General features: G+C 41.6%; 18 protein-coding genes and 1 pseudogene. 1 reads left to right on the top strand and 18 read right to left on the bottom strand.

From position 1 onward, the window contains the following. Window positions 1-35: 35 nt before the first annotated feature. From BM095_RS14500 to BM095_RS14575, 16 genes are all read right to left on the bottom strand, one after another. Entirely contained in the window at window positions 36-785 is a 750-nt protein-coding gene (locus BM095_RS14500; protein ID WP_091663447.1) for an ABC transporter permease, read from the bottom strand. Window positions 786-798: 13 nt separating this feature from the next. Beyond that, the gene (locus BM095_RS14505; RefSeq protein WP_091663450.1) at window positions 799-1,566 is read right to left on the bottom strand and encodes an ABC transporter permease; all 768 of its coding nucleotides are present in this window, start codon (window positions 1,564-1,566) and stop codon (window positions 799-801) included. A gap of 1 nt (window position 1,567) precedes the next feature. Then, a complete protein-coding gene (locus BM095_RS14510) occupies window positions 1,568-2,398 on the bottom strand; it encodes an ABC transporter ATP-binding protein (RefSeq protein WP_091663452.1) in 831 nt (276 codons plus the stop codon). 85 nt (window positions 2,399-2,483) lie between these two features. Next, window positions 2,484-3,509 (bottom strand): ABC transporter substrate-binding protein, encoded by a 1,026-nt coding sequence (locus tag BM095_RS14515; protein ID WP_091663455.1) that lies wholly within the window; start codon window positions 3,507-3,509, stop codon window positions 2,484-2,486. 20 nt (window positions 3,510-3,529) lie between these two features. Further along, window positions 3,530-4,486 (bottom strand): VOC family protein, encoded by a 957-nt coding sequence (locus BM095_RS14520; protein WP_091663459.1) that lies wholly within the window; start codon window positions 4,484-4,486, stop codon window positions 3,530-3,532. A 76-nt stretch (window positions 4,487-4,562) separates the two neighbouring features. Continuing rightward, window positions 4,563-5,363 (bottom strand): 3-(cis-5,6-dihydroxycyclohexa-1,3-dien-1-yl)propanoate dehydrogenase, encoded by an 801-nt coding sequence (gene hcaB / locus BM095_RS14525; protein ID WP_091663462.1) that lies wholly within the window; start codon window positions 5,361-5,363, stop codon window positions 4,563-4,565. A 16-nt stretch (window positions 5,364-5,379) separates the two neighbouring features. Next, entirely contained in the window at window positions 5,380-5,883 is a 504-nt protein-coding gene (locus BM095_RS14530) for an aromatic-ring-hydroxylating dioxygenase subunit beta (protein ID WP_091663465.1), read from the bottom strand. 13 nt (window positions 5,884-5,896) lie between these two features. Beyond that, entirely contained in the window at window positions 5,897-7,216 is a 1,320-nt protein-coding gene (locus BM095_RS14535) for an aromatic ring-hydroxylating oxygenase subunit alpha (protein ID WP_245757931.1), read from the bottom strand. A gap of 20 nt (window positions 7,217-7,236) precedes the next feature. Then, window positions 7,237-8,016, bottom strand: a complete 780-nt coding sequence (locus tag BM095_RS14540; protein WP_091663471.1) for an aspartate dehydrogenase — start codon at window positions 8,014-8,016, stop codon at window positions 7,237-7,239. Window positions 8,017-8,028: 12 nt separating this feature from the next. Next, the gene (locus tag BM095_RS14545) at window positions 8,029-9,486 is read right to left on the bottom strand and encodes an aldehyde dehydrogenase family protein (protein WP_091663473.1); all 1,458 of its coding nucleotides are present in this window, start codon (window positions 9,484-9,486) and stop codon (window positions 8,029-8,031) included. Window positions 9,487-9,497: 11 nt separating this feature from the next. Continuing rightward, a complete protein-coding gene (locus BM095_RS14550; protein ID WP_091663476.1) occupies window positions 9,498-11,192 on the bottom strand; it encodes a thiamine pyrophosphate-binding protein in 1,695 nt (564 codons plus the stop codon). Between the two features lie 18 nt (window positions 11,193-11,210). Continuing rightward, on the bottom strand, window positions 11,211-12,002 hold the full coding sequence (locus BM095_RS14555) for an SDR family oxidoreductase (RefSeq protein ID WP_091663478.1): 792 nt from the start codon (window positions 12,000-12,002) through the stop codon (window positions 11,211-11,213). A 6-nt stretch (window positions 12,003-12,008) separates the two neighbouring features. Further along, complete coding sequence (locus BM095_RS14560) at window positions 12,009-12,929, bottom strand: VOC family protein (protein WP_091663481.1); 921 nt, start codon at window positions 12,927-12,929, stop codon at window positions 12,009-12,011. A 227-nt stretch (window positions 12,930-13,156) separates the two neighbouring features. After that, entirely contained in the window at window positions 13,157-13,939 is a 783-nt protein-coding gene (locus BM095_RS14565; RefSeq protein ID WP_091663483.1) for an IclR family transcriptional regulator, read from the bottom strand. A gap of 45 nt (window positions 13,940-13,984) precedes the next feature. Then, window positions 13,985-14,773, bottom strand: a complete 789-nt coding sequence (locus tag BM095_RS14570) for an alpha/beta fold hydrolase (protein WP_091663486.1) — start codon at window positions 14,771-14,773, stop codon at window positions 13,985-13,987. A 186-nt stretch (window positions 14,774-14,959) separates the two neighbouring features. Next, on the bottom strand, window positions 14,960-15,718 hold the full coding sequence (locus BM095_RS14575; protein ID WP_091663488.1) for an amidohydrolase family protein: 759 nt from the start codon (window positions 15,716-15,718) through the stop codon (window positions 14,960-14,962). Between the two features lie 273 nt (window positions 15,719-15,991). Here BM095_RS14575 and BM095_RS14580 point away from each other — a divergent pair, with 273 nt between their 5' ends. Continuing rightward, window positions 15,992-17,044 (top strand): C40 family peptidase, encoded by a 1,053-nt coding sequence (locus BM095_RS14580; RefSeq protein ID WP_091663491.1) that lies wholly within the window; start codon window positions 15,992-15,994, stop codon window positions 17,042-17,044. 96 nt (window positions 17,045-17,140) lie between these two features. Here BM095_RS14580 and ppsA read toward each other — a convergent pair. After that, window positions 17,141-19,777: pseudogene (ppsA, locus tag BM095_RS14585) on the bottom strand (phosphoenolpyruvate synthase). Between the two features lie 116 nt (window positions 19,778-19,893). Next, window positions 19,894-20,568: a protein kinase family protein gene (locus tag BM095_RS14590; RefSeq protein ID WP_091663494.1), complete on the bottom strand. Its 675-nt coding sequence runs from the start codon at window positions 20,566-20,568 to the stop codon at window positions 19,894-19,896. Window positions 20,569-20,764: the final 196 nt, after the last annotated feature.

A 20,764-nucleotide genomic window follows, 5' to 3' on the forward strand; every position in this document is an offset into this window, starting at 1 on the left:
AGTTGTTCTTCAGTTGATAATATTCAACTAAAATATTAAGACCAATAGACAAAACGATTTCTCACATAGAGAAGCAACCGATCAAGAGCATAGCCAATGAGTGAAATATAAACCACAACAGCTAACACCTGGCTTTGCGATAGAGATGCAGATAAATAGGTGAGAAGATACCCAATTCCATTGCTGGAGCTGATCATTTCAGTTAAGACTGCGATGACTACTCCGATTGGCAGGGCGATCCGAAATCCTGTGAAAATGGATGGCATCGCACCAGGCAGGAATACTCTCCAAAACAATTTGCGTTTATCCGCTCCCATGTTCTGTCCGGACCAAATATAAAGTATGTTTACTCTTTTTGCGCCATAATACGTATTTACGACAATTGGAAATATACACTCCAGGAATATTGTGAATATTTTAGACCCTGATCCTATTCCAAAAATTAAAACGAATATTGGATAAAGCGCTACTCTCGGGACGGGATATCCAAAGGTAAAAATGGGTTGCATGATATTATCAAACGTCCGCGAGCGGCTCATAGCAATTCCTAACGGCACGCCAACGATAGCCGCGAGGGCAAATCCTGCAAGGATTCTGTATAACGTAATTCCAATATTTGACCACAAATCAGAAGTTGGGAGTAATTCCAAAAAAACTATTGCTATCTTTTCAATCCCTGGAAAGAGCTGTTCAGAAAAAAGTCCTGATAATGCCATCAGTTGCCAGACTACAACGACAAGAATGAGAGATTGATATTTTTTGATCAGCTGCCATATGGAACTCATGTATTCCCCCCCTTTATCGTTCGCTCCACCATAACACTCGATTTCTTAATAAAATTAATAACCTGTCAAAAATAAAACCAAGCAGCGCAATTATGAAAACACCAGCTAGTACAATATCTACACGTCCATATGAGTCCGCGTTCAGAATCATAAATCCAAGACCATGACCAGTTGATGTACCAATCATTTCTGAAGAAAACATCATCACAAAGGTGAGAGCTAATGCGACACGCCAACCATCAAAGATCTTTGGCAAAGCTGCAGGTAATATAATCCTCCAAAGCATCTTAAATTTTGAAGCACCCATATTTTCTGCAGACCATAAGTAGAGTTTGTTTATATTACGAACCCCATCTAATGTGGCGATAAAGCATGGAAAGAAAGCACTTGTAAAAATGATTAAAATTCTCGTGACATCGGTCACACCAAACCAAACGAGAAATACTGGTAATAGCGCGATTTTAGGTATTGGATTAAAGAAAGAAATGAGTGGGTCAAAAAAGTTACCAATTGGCTTAAAAAACCCTGCAAGCATCCCTAATACCGTTCCAATTAACACGACTAAGAGAAATCCTAAAATGGTTCGGTAAAGGCTGATACCAACGTGAGGGTAGATGCTACCGTCTGCAAACATCTCGCCTATCCGACTGAAAATTTCTACAGGACTTGATACGTAGGTTGGAAACCACGATGTGATGGAAAGCACTTGCCAAAGCAATAGAAAAAAAAGTATTTCTCCAATGGATGTAAGAACGAACCACTTTTTTGAGTTGTTTTGCATGTTAAACGCCCCTTAGTTGTTTAACGTTTTGTTCTTCGTGCAAGAGATCCCAGATTTTATTACGGTAATCAACAAAGTCATAGGACTTACGAATCGAAATCTCCCGCGGACGAGGTAGATCAATTTTAATAACCTCTTTCACAGTGGAAGGACGTTTAGAAAGAACGACGACGTAATCACTCAAAAATACTGCTTCCTCAATATCATGGGTCACAAATAAAACGCTTTTTCTTGATTCTGACCAAATACGCTGTAGTTCAGCTTGCATCATTTCCCGTGTCTGGGAATCCAGAGCACCAAATGGTTCGTCCATTAACAATACTTCCGGATTAAACGCAAGCACTTTCGCAAGGGATACACGTTGTTTCATTCCGCCAGATAACTCGGAAGGCAAGTTATTTTTAAATTCCCAGAGACCTACTAGTTTCAGAAAATATTCGACACGCTCTTTTATTTCTTTTTTTGGAAGCTTTTGTACTTCTAATCCCCAAGCCACATTTCGGTCTACCTTCAACCACGGATACAAAGTTGATTCCTGAAACATCATCCCGCGATCAGGACCAGGCTTGTTTACTTCCTTTCCATTAACGATGACTTCTCCTGATGTTTTATCAATAAAGCCGCCAACAATATGAAGGAATGTACTTTTACCACACCCACTCGGCCCAACGACACTAACAAATTCTCCTTCTTTAATGTCTAGGTTAACTTCTTTAATCGCCTCGATTTCTTCGTCGTTACGCGTAAATACTTTTCTCACTTTATTTATCTTTATAGCGCTTTTTTCTTTGCCAAGAGGGGACCCTCCTGCAGCGATCTCATTCTCTGTCATGTAACTTCACCTCCGAAAATGTGAAGGGGCATCCGGCTTATGCCCCTCCATGAATTTCAGGTACTAGCTAAATTCTCTATCTTCTTTATTCATCTCCAGATATAAAGGACTCGTCTATTAACGTGTCGAGATCCACTTCTTCTTCAATCCATTCTTCCTTTAACAGAATGTCTTGTACAACATCCCATCCTTCTCGATTAAACGATCCATCTATCGCACGCGCGTAATCTTCCATTTGGAGATAAACTTCAGGGTCTGCTAAGACGAATTCAGCATCCAAGAGCTTTTGGCGAGCTTCTTCCGGATTATTAACATAATATTCTGTCATTGTTTGTAAATCACTAACCAATGCTTGCACAGCTTCTTCATTTTCCTCCACAAACTTCGGTTCCATGAATAGATTTAAGAAATCTTCTTCGATAGGTACGCCATCCTTCGACGTAAATATGGTCTTTAATTCACCTGAATTCTCAGCCATATCATAAAAAGGCTGCGGAAACATGCCGACATCTATTTTTCCACTTTCAATAGCCTCTTGCATTGCCGGGATTGGCAATACAGCGTACTCCACGTCTTTATCTGGATCAAGGCCTGCTTCTCTAATGGCTGATCGTGCCCACATGTCCGTCGGCGATTTAAAATCTACTACCCCGACTGTTTTCCCTTTTAAATCTTTTGCAGATTCAATGTCTGAATCAGCAGATGCTAAAAAAGCGGAGTTAAATCCATCATCTGGGCTTTCTTTTGCTATATTTGCAATCACTTTCATATCAACGCCTTGGGCCTTGGACATAATAGATGCCCCTTGTCCCAATGTCCCTCCATGGATCTGGCCTGCTCGATAGGCATTAAGTCTATCAGCATTAGCTCGGAATTGTTGCAGTTCGAGGGTGTATTTTTCACCGTAATTTGGTGCTAAATCCGAAGCAACCTTCATAAGCCATAAATTTTCTTCCGTGGCATACCCGACACCTAGTTTTATCTCAACTGGTCCATCACTCTCACTGGCTTCTGTACTAGACGAAGTGTTTGTTTCATCTTCAGAGGAGCCACAAGCGGAAAGAATCAACCCTATAATTAATATCGTGAGGATGCTTAACAGTTTTTTCATAGTCACCCTTCTTTCAATTTTTAATGATTGGTATAACGCTCAAGCAGCTCAATCATCACCTTAAAATCTTCTTTTGTATCCAAATAAGCGTAACGGCCATTTCCGTTCCAGAAATTTCCTTCTTGTACTGTGTTGTAGCCTTTCGCATTCAGTTCTACTAATTTACTTTCAAGGTCGTCCACTTCAAAAGAAATATGATGAACTCCCTCTCCATATTTTGTTAAGTGCTCTTTCCAAGTACTTGGTTCGTCGCCTGGCTGAATTAACTCTATTTCAATGGTCGGTGTCTGAAAAAACATAAAGGTAGCATCTGCTCTAGTGTCTTCTCCGTTATAGACAACCCGTGTAATTTCCTTAGGTCCCTCTTTTATTTTTGGCGGGAGGTCTACGTCTAATATTCTGCTGTAGTGTCCAGCCACACTGTCTATGTTTTCAACCACAAGGGCGATTTGTGTTATCGTTCTAGATCCAAAAAGGGGTTCGGCAATTAAATCTTTTACGTTCTTTGGTTGAGGCGTCTCTCTTTCTAGCAATTCGATAACAGTCTTACATGCATTTTCTGTATCTAAATAAGCATACCGACCTTTATTATCAGAAGTGAATTCGCCGCTCTGCAACAGTTTGTAATTATTTTCTTCTAAATATTTCATTCGGTTCGAAATCGTATCTGTAACAAATGCGATATGGTGAATCCCTTCCCCACGCTCTTCTAGATAATCTTTCATCGTACTCGGCTCCTCATTGATTTCCATCAGTTCTATTTGAACCGACGGTGTGTCAATAAACACGAGCTTACTTTGCGTGTTGGAAGGCTCCCCTCTATAATAAACGTTCGACCTCTCATGAGACCCTGTTAAAAACCATTCCGGCTTCGGTATCCCTAGTAACACAGCAAAATTCTCACATGCTTCCTCGATATCCCGAACAACAAAAGCAATTTGATCGACCGTTTTCGTTCCTAATAAAGTGGTACTCATCCTGCACCCTCCAACGTTCATTTGGCATAAGTGCACTAAATCAACAGACATTTCATTAGTGCACCTACTTACTTATTTATTTCACTTCACCCGGCATGCCTCTTACACCGAGTCCGCCGTCGCTTTCTATGACAGCACCTGTAATCGCTCTAGAATTATCAGAAGCTAATAATACATACGCACCGTTGTGATCATCCGCTTCCTGGGCAATTTGCAATGGGTTTCTACTTGCAATGAATTTTTTTCTCGTTTCTGGATCAATCTTTTTGACACTCTCTTGTAATGGCGGGATGGCTGTTATATTCGTAACTGTACCACCAGGTGAGACTCCATTCACTCGAATATCCGGAGCTAACTCGAACGCCAATTCACGAATGAGTCCAACAATAGCATGTTTACTTGCTGTATATATCGGTCCTCCTCCGTTTGGGTAAAAACCAGCATTGGACGTGGTGAAAATTATATTTCCCTTGGTTTTCTGTAATTCTTTGTAAGCTGCTTTGACTCCCATTAATCCACCTTTTACATTTATATCAAAAATCATGGAGAACGCCTCATCTAATCGATCTTCTGGAAGTTGTTCTAGAGAAACAAATCCATCGAACACCCCAGCATTCGAGACGAAGATATTCAGTTTTCCAAATGTGTCAACGGTTTTTCTTACCGCTTCCACATGAGTGTCATATTTAGACACATCTCCTTCTAAAGCAAGTAAATTGTCCCCCAACTCCTTTTGTAAACTCTCCAGTTTGGATGGCGACCTTCCGATAATACAAACTTTTGCTCCTTCTGATAGGAACCGTCTTGTAACCGCTTCTCCGATTCCGTTCGTGCCACCCGTGACTATTGCTACTTTATTTTCTAATTCACCTGCCATAAAGACCACCTATCCTCTAAACGAAAATTGCTAAATTTCTGGTACCTAACGTCGTTTGATCTGCAATGAATGTACGTTCTTGAAGTCTCCACTTCCCACTTCTTTTGACCAGCCTATCGGTCCGTTCCCCAGATACTAATTCTGCACCAATTTCTGTACTTCTGCTTCGATATAAAAGTAAATTGCTTTTCACTGTCACTTGGTTTTCATTGTATTCTTGAATTCTTACGTTCCCGACATTTCTTCTTGTACGAGAGGGTGGTGTTTCCGCCCAAGCTAAATCAGTTTTCAGACGATCAACACGAAGCGTAAGTGTTTCCATATCATCATCGAATAAGAGCGTATCATCCGTAAAATCAGGTACGTCTTTTTCTTGCAAATTCACCCGCAACGGCATTCGATAACGACAGTCCTCATCAAATAATTCCAGCCAATCATCAAATAGTAAATTATCAAGTAGATGTGCCTCATGATACAACCATTGTTCTATCTCATATTGGAGTTCTATAACTTCTTTCATCAACTTCCCCTCCCTACTCTGCAGTTACCTGGTCGAGCCAGTTGCGGAAAAACGCTCTGGCATTTGCTTCGTTGAATTTATTTTCGTATGCGATTCCCGGACCTACAAAATCATCTACGGGTTTTTTATGCATTCCCTGCGTGTAATTAAAGAACGTATTTTCCTGTAAATGATAAGCTCCTTTGCTGTTTTGAGTAATATCTGTCCAATTCTCAGAGTCGTCTTGTTCGAAGATACCGGACGCTCCAAATGTTAATGAATTCGTTTGGTTTGATAACTCTTTCCATTCTTTGGTTGCATTTTTTTCGACAATTTGCCATTGGGTGATTTCAATTTTGTCAGGACCTTTCGGCTGCCATAATCGGAATGAAGTATTTGAAACTTGTTTTCCTTTAAAATCCATCGAGGAAATTAATATCATCATGTGCGGAGACACACAGACAATCATATTTTTTAATTTTTCTAACACACCCCATTGTTCTGGGGAGAGACGTTCTTTATATTCTTCTGTTAATTCCTCTGGAAACGCAAAATGCGGATTAGGCATACCTAAATTTAATCCATGCCCATTTCCTGTATAAATTTGATACCCGTATTTTGAGTAATCTCCTGAAGGTACGAGCCCTAACTTAGCAATGGAACCATGAGAAACTAATGTATGGTAAGAATCTGAAATCGTGTTGTCCGAGCCTAGTTTCCAAGAAGCATTGACGACCCATTTCATCGGCGGTCCTTGTACTTCCATTTCTGCACGGTTAAAGGCTAGGTCTAAATACCACTTAATGTCTCCTAAATACTCATCTAGCGGTACAGCCTCTTCATTAAACGTTGCAAAAATCAAGCCTGCGTACTCATCATGACGGATTTCTTTTAGCCCCATTTTGCTTTTATCTAACGTGTCACCGTACACTTCTTTCTGGAAAGGAACTCCTGCAAGGTCACCTGTATTTTTAAAATTAAAACCGTGATAAGGACAGACAAAACTTTTTTCATTCCCATGGTCCATGCGGCATAACTTCATTCCCCTATGTGTACAAACATTTAATAAAACGTGGATGTCACCGTCACTTCCATGGGTCACAATGACACTATGCTCTCCCATTTGTCTCGTAACGAAATCACCTTTATTTGGTATTTCTGATTTATGAGCAAGGAAAAGCCATGACTTCAAAAATATTTTTTCCATTTCCAACTCATACACCTTTGGATGAGAAAAGATATACGCTGGGATAATCCCTTCTTCTGGTTTCACCGTCTCCTTTAAATGTTGAATAAGTTCGCTCTTCGTCATGTCTTCTAAACGAGGGAATTTTCCCGTATCGATGATTGACAATGTCATCCAACCTCCTATTTTTATGTTCCAATTCTTAAAGGTGATTTCACCTTTTTCAGTGTTCCTAAAATGCTTAAGGCTGCGAGGTAGCTAGTTTTAGGGTTACTTGGCAATGGATTGTTTTCTATCGTCGCCGTGAATGTTCCAAAATCTCCAATCGCTTTAATCGCATGTTCGTTTTTATCAGCGTTCGGATCAGCAATGATCGTGACTTCTGTCTCACGAATCCCTTTCCCAGCGAGAGATAATATAATAGAGACGTTGATGTTTTTAGGAAACTTCTCAATAGCGTCAGAAGCAGGTCCGTGAAAAATAACTTTCTCTTCTGTGATACCTGGTTCACCTAGAGAATGGGCTGGTTTTCGAGTGGTTAAAGATACTTTTTCTACTTCACCTAGCGAACTTGCGTTTTGAATGAGATCAATTCCTCCGATTGCACCAGAAGGTAAGTAAACGGAGCGATGAAATGTTTCAGCTGTAGAATAAACGGTCTCTGAAAACGTTTTATCTGCCAGTGCTCCAATACTGATCACTACCACGTCTTTTTTCTCTAGAGTATGAGGAACCAGTGACTTTACCGCCTCAATATTAGCCGCTTCGACAACTATATCTATATCCGAATCCAGGAATGCATCTACCTCGTCAAAGAGATCTATACCGAACGTCTCACGCAACGTGGCATATTTGTTCGTATCACGCACTAGTAGACTTTGAACGGATAGGTCCGTCTCTGTGTCCTTTTGTATTTCTTCCATTAAAAATTGTGCTATTGCTCCTGCTCCGATAATACCTATATTCATCTTTGCAACTCCTTAATTGGCAAAACCATATGAATCTGTGAAATGTTCAAATCCACCGTACCTCGTGACACCGCCTAACCCGCTTTCTTTAATTCCAGGGAAATCTAGGTTTAAATCAATAAAGATCGTATGATTGTTGTGAAACACTGCTCCTGCTTCTATGCGATCCGAGAGTTTTCTGGCTTCTTCTGAATCTTGTGTCCATACAGAAGCTCTTAATCCAAATTCCGTGTCATTCGCATATTTCACCGCTTGGTCAAGATCTGTAAATGGGATGATTGGAATAACAGGACCAAACTGTTCAGCGTGGACGATTTCATCTTGTTGCTTTACATTCGTTACAATAGCCGGGAGCATAAAGTAACCTTTGTCCCACTTCTCTTCATTTAACTTTCGGCCATAATGTTCAACGGTCGCTCCGTTTTTCTCTGCATTCTTTAGTAGATTTGTAACAAACTCATACTGGCCTTTGTTATTCAATGGTCCCATCGTCGAATCCGGATGAATCCCTTCTCCTACTGTTACTTTATTAAACTCACGTTTTAATTTATCTAAGAGTTCCTCGTAGCGTGATTCGTGTACGTAAATCCGTTTGATAGCGGAACATACTTGACCGGCTCCTCGTAAGATACCGTTTTTTATTTTCGTTATTTCTTCCTTATCTAACCGTGCATCTTCCAAAACAATCGCCGGATCATTTCCTCCAAGCTCTAAGTGTAACTTTTTTAACGTAGAAGCCGATTTTTCCATTAATTCTTTTCCGGTATCCGTGCCACCCACAAACGATATCATCCTGATTCTGCTGTCTTTTGCTAAGTAATCTCCAATAAACTGACCGGATCCTGTGATGATATTCAATACGCCCGGCGGCAAGCAATCCGCTATTTCTCTCATGACTGTTATAATTGTTAGCGGACAGTTCGTCGCTGGCTTCAATATGACTGTATTCCCTGTCAGTATCGCCGGGATCACTCGCTTGAACGTTAAAATCATAGGAGAGTTCCAAGGAGTAATAACGGCTGTGACACCACGAGGTCTGCGACGGATCTCCACTTGCTGAATGTCATTTGACAAATCCGTTGGGTTATACCAATCCTTAATAGTTGTAGGAAGGGTTTCTAGAATTTCCACGCATCTCTTAATATCTTTTTTGGCTTCCACTAATGTCTTGCCATTCTCTCTTACGAATAGCGAGGTATATTCATCGACTTTATCTTTCAGTCGCTCCCAGGCTCGTGTCATACTTTCTATCCGTTCCTCCAATGGAGAATGAGACCAGTACTCGAAAGCATCTTGTGCTGTCATTATAGCTTCATTTATATGACTCTCTTCCGCCATCCCCACATGGCCGACAACATCGTTTGTGAAAGCCGGGTTAATGACCTCTCTTGTCGTTGTTGTTTTTGTCCAACTCCCATTAATCAATATCTTTCCATCCACCGTTTGGTTGTCTTCCGTTTTAGAGACCATGTATTTTCCTCCTAATTCGTTATTTTTTTCGGTTCAAATGATGAGGCGACGCCCGGCGGTCCGCCAAACGGTTTGGCCATTGGTCCCACTTCTTTCATATCTACGACAATTAAGCTCAATTCATCTGAGGTTGATGCACGGTTCAAGGCTTGATTAAATTCTTTGGTAGAGTGGACAGATGTTGATTCTACTCCCATCGCCCTGCCAAGTTGAACAAAATCTGGACTATTTAAATCCACCCCTACTTGGCGTCCATAAGCAGCATCCTGGATATTTCTAATTACTCCATAACCGGAATCATCAAATAGAAGAATGATCATTGGCAATTTTTCTTGAGCTGCTGTGGAAAGCTCACCAAGGTTCACCATGAAACCTCCATCGCCTGCTACCAACACTACTCTCTTATCTCGATTCGCTATTTGAGCTCCGATGGCTGTGGGAAGACCTTGGCCAATTCCTCCTCCTGAAGCATGGATCGAATGGCGAGGTTGATATGTTTCAAACAATCGACTTCCCCAAACATTCGCAGGCACTGTTACATCGCGAACGAAAATGGTGTCGTCTTCAAGGTTTGCCCGCATACTGTCCAGTATCTCTTCGTAAGGTCCTAATGTTGAACGAAGATTCTCTCTAAGTGTATTGCGTAAATCTTTCACTTCTTCTAAGTACTCTTTTGAAGCTCCTCTTACAGGATTTTCTGTAAGTTCTTTCAACAATTCTCCAACTACTATTTTTGTGTCACCGACTAGAGCATACGTTGTCTCATAGTTTCGATTGGCTGCTAGGTAGTCCACATCAATGGATATATGATGATTAGGAATTTTAACAGTCCAACCAGATGTTTCGTTGCTTCTGAATCGTACACCTACGCTAATCAACAAGTCTGCTTCTTCTAAAAATTCCTTGGTTTCTTTGTAAGACGCAAAGTGTCCAATGCTTTGCTCATGATCTTCCGGAATAATACCTTTTGCAGACTGGCTAGTGATAACCGGAGTTCTCAGCCACTCAGCTAACTGAATGATTTCTTCAGATGCGCCGGACAGCAAAGCTCCATTTCCCACCCACAACACGGGACGTTTTGCATCTCTAACCATGTCTGTCACTGATTTTGGAATGACAAAAGAGTCTTTCTTTGCCTTCGTGAAATCATTGCTGTCGACTATTTGTGTGTCCTCGATGATTGCGGATTGATAATCAATAGGAATTTCTACACTGATCGGTCCTGTTGGATATTGAAACGCTTCCGTAATTGCTTTTCGAATGAAACCTGCCGCTTGTCCAGGTACTTTTAATTGATATGCTTCTTTACAGGTACCGCTCAGCATCTGTAGTTGATCTTTACATTCATGAATGTATCCTTTGCCTGTCCCTAAGTATGGGGAGGCTACCTCACCTGTTATATGTAAAAGCGGAACCCCTGCACTCCACGCTTCAATTAATGATCCCGCAGCATTTCCTGCCCCCGTACCGGTACTTGTAATGACTACCCCTAATTCCCCCGTAGAGCGGGCATGCCCGTCTGCCATATTTACTGCACCACTTTCACCTCGGGCACATACCAAATGAATACTTCCTTCTCTTTGAATCGCGTCATAGATTGGCATGTTATGGATGCTGACCACTCCATAGGCAGTGGTAACGCCCGCACGGACAAGCTCTTTCACAATAGCATCTGCTGTTGTAAATACCTCTTTATTTTGAACCATCGTCTTTTCCCTCAATTCTTATAAAACTTTACTCAAACCACCAGATACTTCAATATTAGCTCCCGTTATATAGCTCGCTCGTTGGGAGGATAAAAATAATATGGTATCCGCTACTTCCTCTGGAAGACCTACTCTTCCTAAAGGTACTTTGCGTTTCTCTGCTAAGTTTTGATAAAAGACTTCCGGATCTTCTTCGGGATTTTGCGTTATTCGTCGTCTCTCCCATTGGTCCGTCTTAATAATTCCTAAACTGATAGAGTTTACTAAAATATTATCTGCTGCAAATTCTCGAGAAAGGCCTTTTGTTAGATTTAACAGCCCAGCTCTTGTGGAAGCCGTGGCAATCATATGGGGTTCGGGTTCTTTAGAAAGCGTAGCGTTTATATTGATAATACGCCCTTCTCCCCTATTTTTCATAAACGGATATACCGCTTGCACCGCGTGAATAATGGCATAAAATTTTAAATTAATTTGTTCTTGCCACTGCTCGTCTGTTATGTCGAAAAAATGCGACATTAGGCTTTTTCCCGCGTTATTGACAAGGACATCGATCCTTGAGAAATATTCTCCAGTAGCATTTATGAAAGCTTCTATATCAGATTTCTTAGATACATCACATGCTTTTCCAAATACACGATCTTCACCAGCGCTTTGTTGTAACTCTTCTATTGCGTTGTCTAACCGCTGTTGATTTCTTCCGCATATGGCGACTTTCGCACCTTCTGCTAAAAATAGTTCAGCAGCTTTAAAACCGATCCCTGAAGATCCTCCCATAATGACAATTACTTTATCTTCAATTTGTAAATCCAATTCTACTCATCCTTTAATTGTATTGTTTTCCACCCAACCTGGATCAGGCTCTCCGGCCATCGCGGCTCTCGTCTCAGGTTTTGGAGGTCCTGCGGTTCCCCACTGATCCATTAAGTGAGGGACTCTTTTCCACACTTGCGCCTGCCATGTTTTTTCATCTTCTATCGTAGTAAGGTAACAAGTGTACTCCATAACAAATCCGCCTGGATCTTGGAAATAACAGAAGATATTGTTTCCCGGGCCATGTCTTCCCGGCCCCCAAATCTCTTCGTACCCTTTCTTTCTTACGTTGCTTATTCCTCGCATCACTTCGTCGACGCCATCTACTTCATAAGCGATGTGGTTGACGGAAGCATGATCCCCTTGATTGAAAGCAATGGAGTGATGATTTTTGTTACAGCGCAAGAACACCATTTGATGCTCACTCCAATCTGTAACCCTAAATCCAAGTACTTCTGTAAAGAACTCCATCGCATGATCGATGTCAGTCGTATTCAGTACGACATGGTTTAAAAATAATGGATTGGCTTCTTGCTTTTTATTCCAAAATGTCGTGTGAATGTCGACCCAAGCCGAAAGTTCAATGCAGCGATTCTCAAAATCTACGAAACGAAATCCGTACCCGCCACCTTCTTCTTCTAAATAATCGGGAGACTCTACGATGTGAAAACCTTTGTCTCTTATATATTCAGCCGCTTGATCCACTGCTTGTTTATCTTGCAACCCAAATGCAATATGATGTAATCCTCTCTTTTCTCCTCTTTTCAAGTGTAGAATATGGTGCTCTGGACCGGCTCCGCGCAAATAAGCATTATTGTTATCTTCAGCTACGATGTCTAAGCCCCAAATATCACTATAGAATTTTATTTGCTCTTCAAGATGAGGAGTGATCAAACTTATATGACGCAGATGTGTAATATTCAGCAAAATAACACCCTCCACTTCGTTTTGTATAAAAAACATTGTTTCACTTATTTAAATAAATAGTAATTTATTCTGCTCTATTTGTCAATAAATTTCGTTAACTTAAAGAATTAAAAATTCTCATTAGCCATATAGATTGCATCTCATTTTTTAAATTGTCTTTTACAATAAAAACCCCCACCTTTTAAATAAGAGGGGGATGATAAATTTATCATTTCAACTGTGCCTATTTAATCAGAGAACTTAAATAAAGCGGAAATTTCTTTCGCTGTATCACAGACAGCAGGAATGATTTCTTCATTGAACGTTGCTTCTTTGATAGTATGTTGCGGTGCGGCGATATTTATTGCAGCGATCACCTTATTATCCTTTCCGAGGATAGGGCATGCGACAGACCATATTCCTTCTTCAAATTCACCTTTACTAATGGCATAACCTTTCCCTTGAATATCGTCTAAATCCGCTTTTAATTCATCTCTCCCTGTTTTCGTGGAGGACGTGAGTGGTTCGAGGAGAGAACTTGTTAAAAATTCTTCTCTTTCTTCATTTGTAAGATGGGCAAGCAAACATTTCCCCATCGACGTTGCATAAATCGGGAGACGGGTCCCTACATTAATGGTTACATTGGACACTCTATTTGATGGTGCCCTTACTATATAAACAATCTCATTATCTTGGAGTACGCCCATGTGAGAAGAGGCGCCTGTGAAGTCACGTAGCTTTTCTAAATAAGGCCGCGCTAATTCAGGTAATTGTAGACTTTTTAAATAAGAAAATCCTAGCTCCAATACCTTTGGAGTCAGCGCATACCTTTTAGACTCGGGATCTTGTGACACATATCCAAGTTCTTCTAATGTATATAAAATCCGATAAGGCGTAGTTCGGCTCACGCCTAAATGACTGGCTATTTCGGCTAGTGATAGAGTGGGTCTTTCTGCATTGAATAATTTTAATACTTCCAGTCCTCGAACTAAGGAATTAGAGGTATATTTTTTCTTTTCCGCTGTTGTCAACCATTATTCCTCCTAACAATGAATAAAGTAGTTGGTACGTAATTATCACTCATTCAAAAATTGTTTCACCAACTCGTTAAATATAGTCGGTTGTTCTAAGTAACACAAATGTCCAGCGTCATTCAATAATTGGAGTCGAGAATTTTTTATTAATTGATGAATGATCTCTGATTCACTTACAGGTGTTACTCGATCATCTTTTCCGCAAATAATCAGAGTAGGCATCGATATCTCGGGATACGCATCCATTTGATTAAGGTTATACAGCCCATGCGACACTGACTTGTACCCCATCGGTCTGATTTCAGCCATGATGTCTTCGGCATACTTTCGCACACTTTCTGATGCGTGAGGGGATAATAATGCAGGAACTCGTGTACGAGCGATTTCCTCCGGCGAGGTGGTGTCGACTAATTCGCATCTACCTTGATGTTTTTTTAGATTATCATCGGGAGTTAAAGCTGCTGCACCTCGCGTAGTAGCTGCAAGAATCAACCGTTCCACTTTTTCTGGGTACCGAGTAGCAAAATCAACTGCTATCGCCGCCCCCATAGAATGGCCGAGTAAATATATATTATTCAACTGAAGCTTTTCCACCATTCCATTCAGGTAAGCAGAAAAGTCCGAAAAATCTTTTAGGAGATAATCAGGATCACTGCTATTTCCATACCCTGGCGCATCCCAAGCAATTACTGTATAATGTTTCTTTAATTCCTCGAACTGATGAACCCATGATCGAGCGTTGTTCCCCATCCCGTGGAGTAGTATAAGAGGTGGGCCCTCCCCTTCCATTACATAATGAATATCTACATCTTTTACACGAACCTTTGCCACTAACGTCTCCTCCTTATTATACTATTTACGTTTCAATTGTAAAACATTGTTTATATATTTCAAGTACTTTTTAACATATTGACTGATTTTTTTTAATATAAATTTTTTTAAAAATAAACATTCTATCAGTTTGGCTATTATTGATATATAGCTCTGATCCATCTCAAACAAAGGAAATTTCTTACCTTATCTCGTTTCAAGAAAACCATACCACCTTAAAGCATTTTTATATAACACATCTTCCGCTTGAGCTTCGGAGAAAGTCCGAGAAACGATGTCTATATCTTGGTGGTGATAAGGTCTATTAGCTCGAGTGGATGGTAAGTCGGTTCCAAACATCAAGGCTTGTGGATTGATGGAATAAATGGCTTTCAGGGTTCTTTCTACATTCATATCCACTCTTCCAAAACCTGTCGCTTTGACTCTTACACCTTTCTCCACTAACGATAACAAGTGATGAAATCCTTCATTTTTTAAACCTAAGTGATCAATAGATACTGCTGGAAGTTTCTCAATTATCGGGGCTAGTTGCGGCAGCTGGGTAGACTCCATATAAAGTTCTATATGCCATCCCGCTACCTCATAGACTTTCTTAGCTAAGGAGTCGAGTTTAGAAATATCCTCCGAACCTCCTCGTTTCACGTTAAAACGAACACCCCTCACTCCATGGTGATAGAGTTCTCTGATTCTCTCATCTGGTGTGTCATACGGAAGTTGGGTGACGCCGACAAAATTCTTTCCTAATTGATGCAGGGCGTCGATCAAGTACGATTGGTCAACTCCTTGAAACGATCCCGACACGACTGTCCCACCGATTACTTCAATGTCTCTCACTCTCTCGAAGTATTGTTTACAAGTGAATGGTTCAGGGGTAAACCCTTGGTTTTCAATCAAAGGAAAACGCGGGTCGATAATATGAAGATGAGCATCAAAAATGGTACGCATTTTCATCTACTCCTTTCACACGGAGTGTGCAGCCCTCTAAATCGTAATTCTTGCCACTGTCACTCAACACTATATCAACTAAAATTAAATTGGTAAATAAATACTTTTTTTACAAAAATATGTAACATAACTGTAACATTTTTTTACTAATTTCCATGCTAAACTACGTATGCAATATTAAATCAGTTCTTTTATCATCCGTCTATCAACCTATCGTTGTGTCTCCTTTGACCCCTAAGATCAGTCATCAAGAATTGTAGAGGAGTGGACATCTTGTTCAAAAAACTTGTTGTTTCGATGGTGAGTGTGGTTGTTTTGTTGTCCGTTATTTCTATTCAGCCGGTAGCTGCGTTGTCGAAGTCCGAACAGATTGTCAGGGAAGCCACCACACACATAGGGACTCCTTACCAATGGGGCGGCACAACACCAGATGGGTTTGATTGTTCTGGATTTATACACTATGTATATAATAAAGCCGGTTTATCGCTTCCTCGTACAGCAGCTGAGCAATTTACGGCTGGTATTCCTGTGGACAAGCAAGCGTTACAGACAGGAGATCTCGTATTTTTTGAGACTTATAAACCAGGACCTTCTCATTCTGGCATTTATGTTGGTAATGGCCAGTTTATTCACGCCTCTTCTTCTGCAGGGATTACTATTTCATCGCTTTCTTCTAGCTACTGGGAACCCAAGTGGTTAGGCGCTACAAGAATAATAGATGATGAGGATTCTCTTCAACAAGTAGATCGAATAACAAATGGAGAAAAGGTAAAGGCGGAAGTATCATCCCCTGTCGCTCCTCTGTTATTCTCAGACATAAATGAGTCCTATTGGGCTTACAGCAGCATTCGTCAACTTGCCGATAAAGGGATTGTAACTGGATATGAAGACGGTACTTTCCTTCCGAATCAACCTATCACTAGAGCAGAAACTGCAGCTTTTTTAGTGAACGCTTTAGGTTTACAGCTGAACGGTCAAGATGCTGTATTTACAGATGTCAGCTCGACACACGAACATGCGGATGCTATTGCAGCAGTGAACGAAGCTCGGTTAATCACTGGGAACAGCAAGAAAGAATTCATGCCGGACGAGCCCCTATCCCGTCAGCACATGGCTGTTATCTTTGATCGTGCATTTGAACTTATTCCTATTGGAAAGAGAAAAGAATTTCAAGACGTACCAACACACCATATGTATTATGACCAAATTCAAAAGCTTGCTGTTAGCGGCATTACAACCGGGAACAAACATGGTGATTTCGAACCTCAACGGGAAACTACAAGAGCTCATTTCTCTGTCTTTCTTGAAAGAGCACTTGATTTGTAGAAAAGTGTAAAACGTCGATGATCATTTAAGAAAGTACGACAAAAAACCCGTCATGATTGGCGGGTTTTCCTCGTTCCTTACAATCCATGGCGTGGGTTATTCCTCCAACAACTCGACGTATCCGTCCGTTCCATGGACTCGTATTTTTTGGCCGTCCCGAATTTGTTTCGTCGCCTGTTCTACTCCTACTACGGCTGGCAGTCCGTATTCACGGGCAATGACAGCACCGTGGGTCATGAGCCCGCCCACTTCTGTTACTAACCCTTTGACAGAAAGGAATAGCGGGGTCCAGCTTGGATCGGTTGAATTCGTAACCAATATATCTCCTTGTTTTATTTCCGCATCTCCTATCGTATGAACGACCCGGGCACGTCCTTCGACCACACCGGACGACACCGGATTTCCAGGCAATGCCCCTTCTGGCAGGTCATCGTTTTGATACTGGCCAAAAAGGAGTTCTCCTTCTGATGTGATCAGCCTTGGGGGCGTCAATGTTTCGTAGAAAGCGTTTTTCTTTTTTCGTTCGGCAATTATTCGGTCATCCAGATCCTGAGATTGCACGACTGTTTCCAGCTCCTGAAACGTGAGATAGTATATGTCATGCTTCTCCTGAATGATTCCTTGTTTGACAAGTTTGTCTGCTTCTCTCAGTAACGCTTGCTTATAAATAAAATAACGCGACACCCAGAAGTATTTTGGGTATTCCCGATAACCGATGAAATGACGTAAGCGACGGGTCATGTTTGAGAATTTTTTCGCTTTCCGTGCTCCTCCCGGTAACTTTTTTAAGCGATGGATCAGTTCTTCTTCTTTCTGCATAGCATTCCGGACGCCATTTTCCCATTGAAGGCCGCTTGCCCCATGCTCAAATCTATCAATATTACTCAGTATGATGGGCAGGAGAGCCGTCGGCTGTTCGTGCCACCGTGTTCTCGTCAGATCGATTTCACCGGGACAGCGCATGCCATACTTGTCAAGGAATGAATGAAAGACTTTACTTACGATCTCCCCACCTTCCCGTAAGACAAGTCCTTCGAAGAATGTTTCATCGCTCGCGTGCCGTTCCAGGTATTCCCTTACGTCAGGATAGGGACGAACAGAGTCGGCGACATCGAGCAATGCCAGCCCCATCTCAGACGTCACATTGAATGGAACAGATTGGGAAAGGATATCTGCCACATTCTTCTCCCCCAGCCACTTCTTTATCTTGCGGTTGATCCAGCCCGCCGCGTACAAGCCGACCATAATCATTCCCATTCCCCGCGGGTCGTACAACCTTCTCTTGAAAGGTTCATGGTCCGCTTTGATTTCCGCGAAAACGTCACTCCCGTCCAACTTTTCAAATTGATCGGCAACCATGCAATTCGCTGCTTCGTTTTCTGTAATCAATCGTTCGACTATCTCAGGACTGTTCGCTCGGTATATCTTGAAAGTGTGGTAGAGAAGAGCCCAAGAAGACAACCCATCTTGACTAAATGTGAAAGCTCGTTTCCCTTTTGGCAGAGAGCGAATAAATTTTTTCCGCTTCATCAGGCGACGCAGGGCATCCGTCATGAGCGGATCGTTTTTGCCCATCATGGAAAGCGCCATCTTCCGGCCAAGAGGAGATGCTAAATCATGACTGATATCTAAATACAATCTTCCCCCCGCTTCTCGTATCGGAAAATTTCCCTAAATCATGCGAAGCAATGACATGCCGAGCGGCCGGATCACATCGGTCATCATCTGCTGATGGCCAAAAGAGAAATAGACTCTATTTTCATCATCCTTTGCATCAGGAATGGGATATAGCGTCGTAATAGGGCGGCTTTGGACCATGAAGAACGTATCGTCCACAAGACACCATTCGATATCCTGCGGGGAGCCGAAGGAAGCTTCTATTTTACGGCCCAACGATGCTAACTGTAATATTTGTCTGTCCGTCAATGTTTGCTTTTGCTGGAGGTGAGAGGCGATGGCTCGTTTCGCCGTACCACCTGTGTGGAGAGGATCTACTGACCATTCTTTCGAAGCTATCTTCTTTTCTGTTATTCTACCTTCTCGTACTTTGTAATTATCTGCGGAGACAAGGCCGGAAACAAGCGCTTCCCCCAGACCAAAGCTTGCATCTATAGATACTACTTTCCGGTTGGATGAGACGGGATCAGCGGTAAACATGATACCGGAGACCTGCGGAAACACCATGCGCTGAACAATGACAGAAAGTTCAACCTTTCGGTGGTCAAAGCCATGTTTTATCCGGTACATGACCGCCCGCTCGGTAAAAAGGGAAGCCCAGCATTTGCTAACGTGGCACAGGATGTTTTCATTCCCGGTGATGTTTAGAAAGCTGTCCTGCTGTCCGGCAAATGAAGCATGAGGAAGATCTTCGGCGGTTGCACTGGATCGAACGGCATAATATTGTTCTATGCCCAGGTTGCATATCACGTCCATGAGCTCTTTTTCTATGTCAGCGGGGATTTCTATGTTTTCAATAAAGTTTCGGATTTTTTCGGTGAGTTCCTTAATAGTTTCGTGGTCCTCGATGTCTAATTGTGAGAGTTGATCCAAGTAAGAACGAAATGCAGGACGATTCATCACCGTTCGCTCATAGGCTTCTGTTGTGACACAACATCCATCCGGCACGTGAACCTCTTCGATTTGGGAGAGTTTTCCCAAATTCAATCCTTTCCCTCCTACTTCCTGCAGATTCGATTGATCTATTTCCTGAAATGACAGGACATAAGCAGTCATTCCATTCCTCCTCCCTTGTCTCTTGTCACCGCTATAACAGCCGAGTCTCGTATTATTCTTATGAGAAGAGTATGTGATTTTTTCTCGAGAGGGCTGCTTCCACCGTTTCCAAGCACCTATGATTTGTGGAAATAAGATATCACCGTTTTTATAAAGTCTTCTTGAGGATACCTACGGGCGCTTTTCTGGTTATACCACCTCTGTATTGTTCTTACTAACCAAAATGGCACCGGTTTTCCATCAATGACATGATAGCATTGGTCGTAGCCTTGTTTTAAATGCTCCCAGCGAAAATCATTACACGGCCGGATGTATGCTGAGACATCTAATAATTTGGCTCTTCCTTTTTGAAGGATAATATTTTTCAGGTGAATATCACGTGGGTGCAGCCCTTTCGTATGAATAAATTCTCTAGCGTCTTCCACGTCTTTTATCACTTGTTTTGGTATGTGAATCCCTTGCAACACGCAGTCTAAGAGAGTCTTCCCTTCCTCAAAGCTTAATACAAGTGTATCTTCGTAAGCGGCAAAGCAGGTGGAAAAATAAAAGGATTGTCCTAATGTCTGATAGACGCTCGCTTCTACATCTACTTTCGCTATGTTTTCTTTCGCATATTTCTTAAACGCAAACGAAGGGGCAAGCGCCGACTGAAATACAGCTGCATCTGTCCCTATCCCAATACACGTTACTTGAGGCGCACTGCCATGGATGGATACAGGATCATTATTCGGATGTGATGTTACGGTGATGGTGGACAGTGAATCTATTACTTTGTCCCAGTCTGATGTCATATGATGTCTCCCTTGACTCTCGTATTCTCCCATGATGTTTGCGGATTCTATCCTTTTTAATGTAACATATCTATTTAACTATTTAACAAATGCATACTTTTCCAACCTGTTCTTTTTATGAAAAATGCTCCCCCATCTTGAGGGAGGAGCAGTGCTAGGTATATATCTATCATTATAATCCCCACAGACTTCCTTT

The sequence above is a fragment of the Alteribacillus iranensis genome (assembly GCF_900113025.1).
GTDB lineage: Bacteria > Bacillota > Bacilli > Bacillales > Marinococcaceae > Alteribacillus_A > Alteribacillus_A iranensis.

Excerpts from the sequence above, each read along its gene's own strand:
- BM095_RS14500 (WP_091663447.1), bottom strand. The coding sequence starts at position 785 with ATGAGTTCCATATGGCAGCTGATCAAAAAATATCAATCTCTCATTCTT.
- BM095_RS14505 (WP_091663450.1), bottom strand. The coding sequence starts at position 1,566 with ATGCAAAACAACTCAAAAAAGTGGTTCGTTCTTACATCCATTGGAGAA.
- BM095_RS14510 (WP_091663452.1), bottom strand. The coding sequence starts at position 2,398 with ATGACAGAGAATGAGATCGCTGCAGGAGGGTCCCCTCTTGGCAAAGAA.
- BM095_RS14515 (WP_091663455.1), bottom strand. The coding sequence starts at position 3,509 with ATGAAAAAACTGTTAAGCATCCTCACGATATTAATTATAGGGTTGATT.
- BM095_RS14520 (WP_091663459.1), bottom strand. The coding sequence starts at position 4,486 with ATGAGTACCACTTTATTAGGAACGAAAACGGTCGATCAAATTGCTTTT.
- hcaB (WP_091663462.1), bottom strand. The coding sequence starts at position 5,363 with ATGGCAGGTGAATTAGAAAATAAAGTAGCAATAGTCACGGGTGGCACG.
- BM095_RS14530 (WP_091663465.1), bottom strand. The coding sequence starts at position 5,883 with ATGAAAGAAGTTATAGAACTCCAATATGAGATAGAACAATGGTTGTAT.
- BM095_RS14540 (WP_091663471.1), bottom strand. The coding sequence starts at position 8,016 with ATGAATATAGGTATTATCGGAGCAGGAGCAATAGCACAATTTTTAATG.
- BM095_RS14545 (WP_091663473.1), bottom strand. The coding sequence starts at position 9,486 with ATGGTCTCTAAAACGGAAGACAACCAAACGGTGGATGGAAAGATATTG.
- BM095_RS14550 (WP_091663476.1), bottom strand. The coding sequence starts at position 11,192 with ATGGTTCAAAATAAAGAGGTATTTACAACAGCAGATGCTATTGTGAAA.
- BM095_RS14575 (WP_091663488.1), bottom strand. The coding sequence starts at position 15,718 with ATGCGTACCATTTTTGATGCTCATCTTCATATTATCGACCCGCGTTTT.
- BM095_RS14590 (WP_091663494.1), bottom strand. The coding sequence starts at position 20,568 with ATGACATCAGACTGGGACAAAGTAATAGATTCACTGTCCACCATCACC.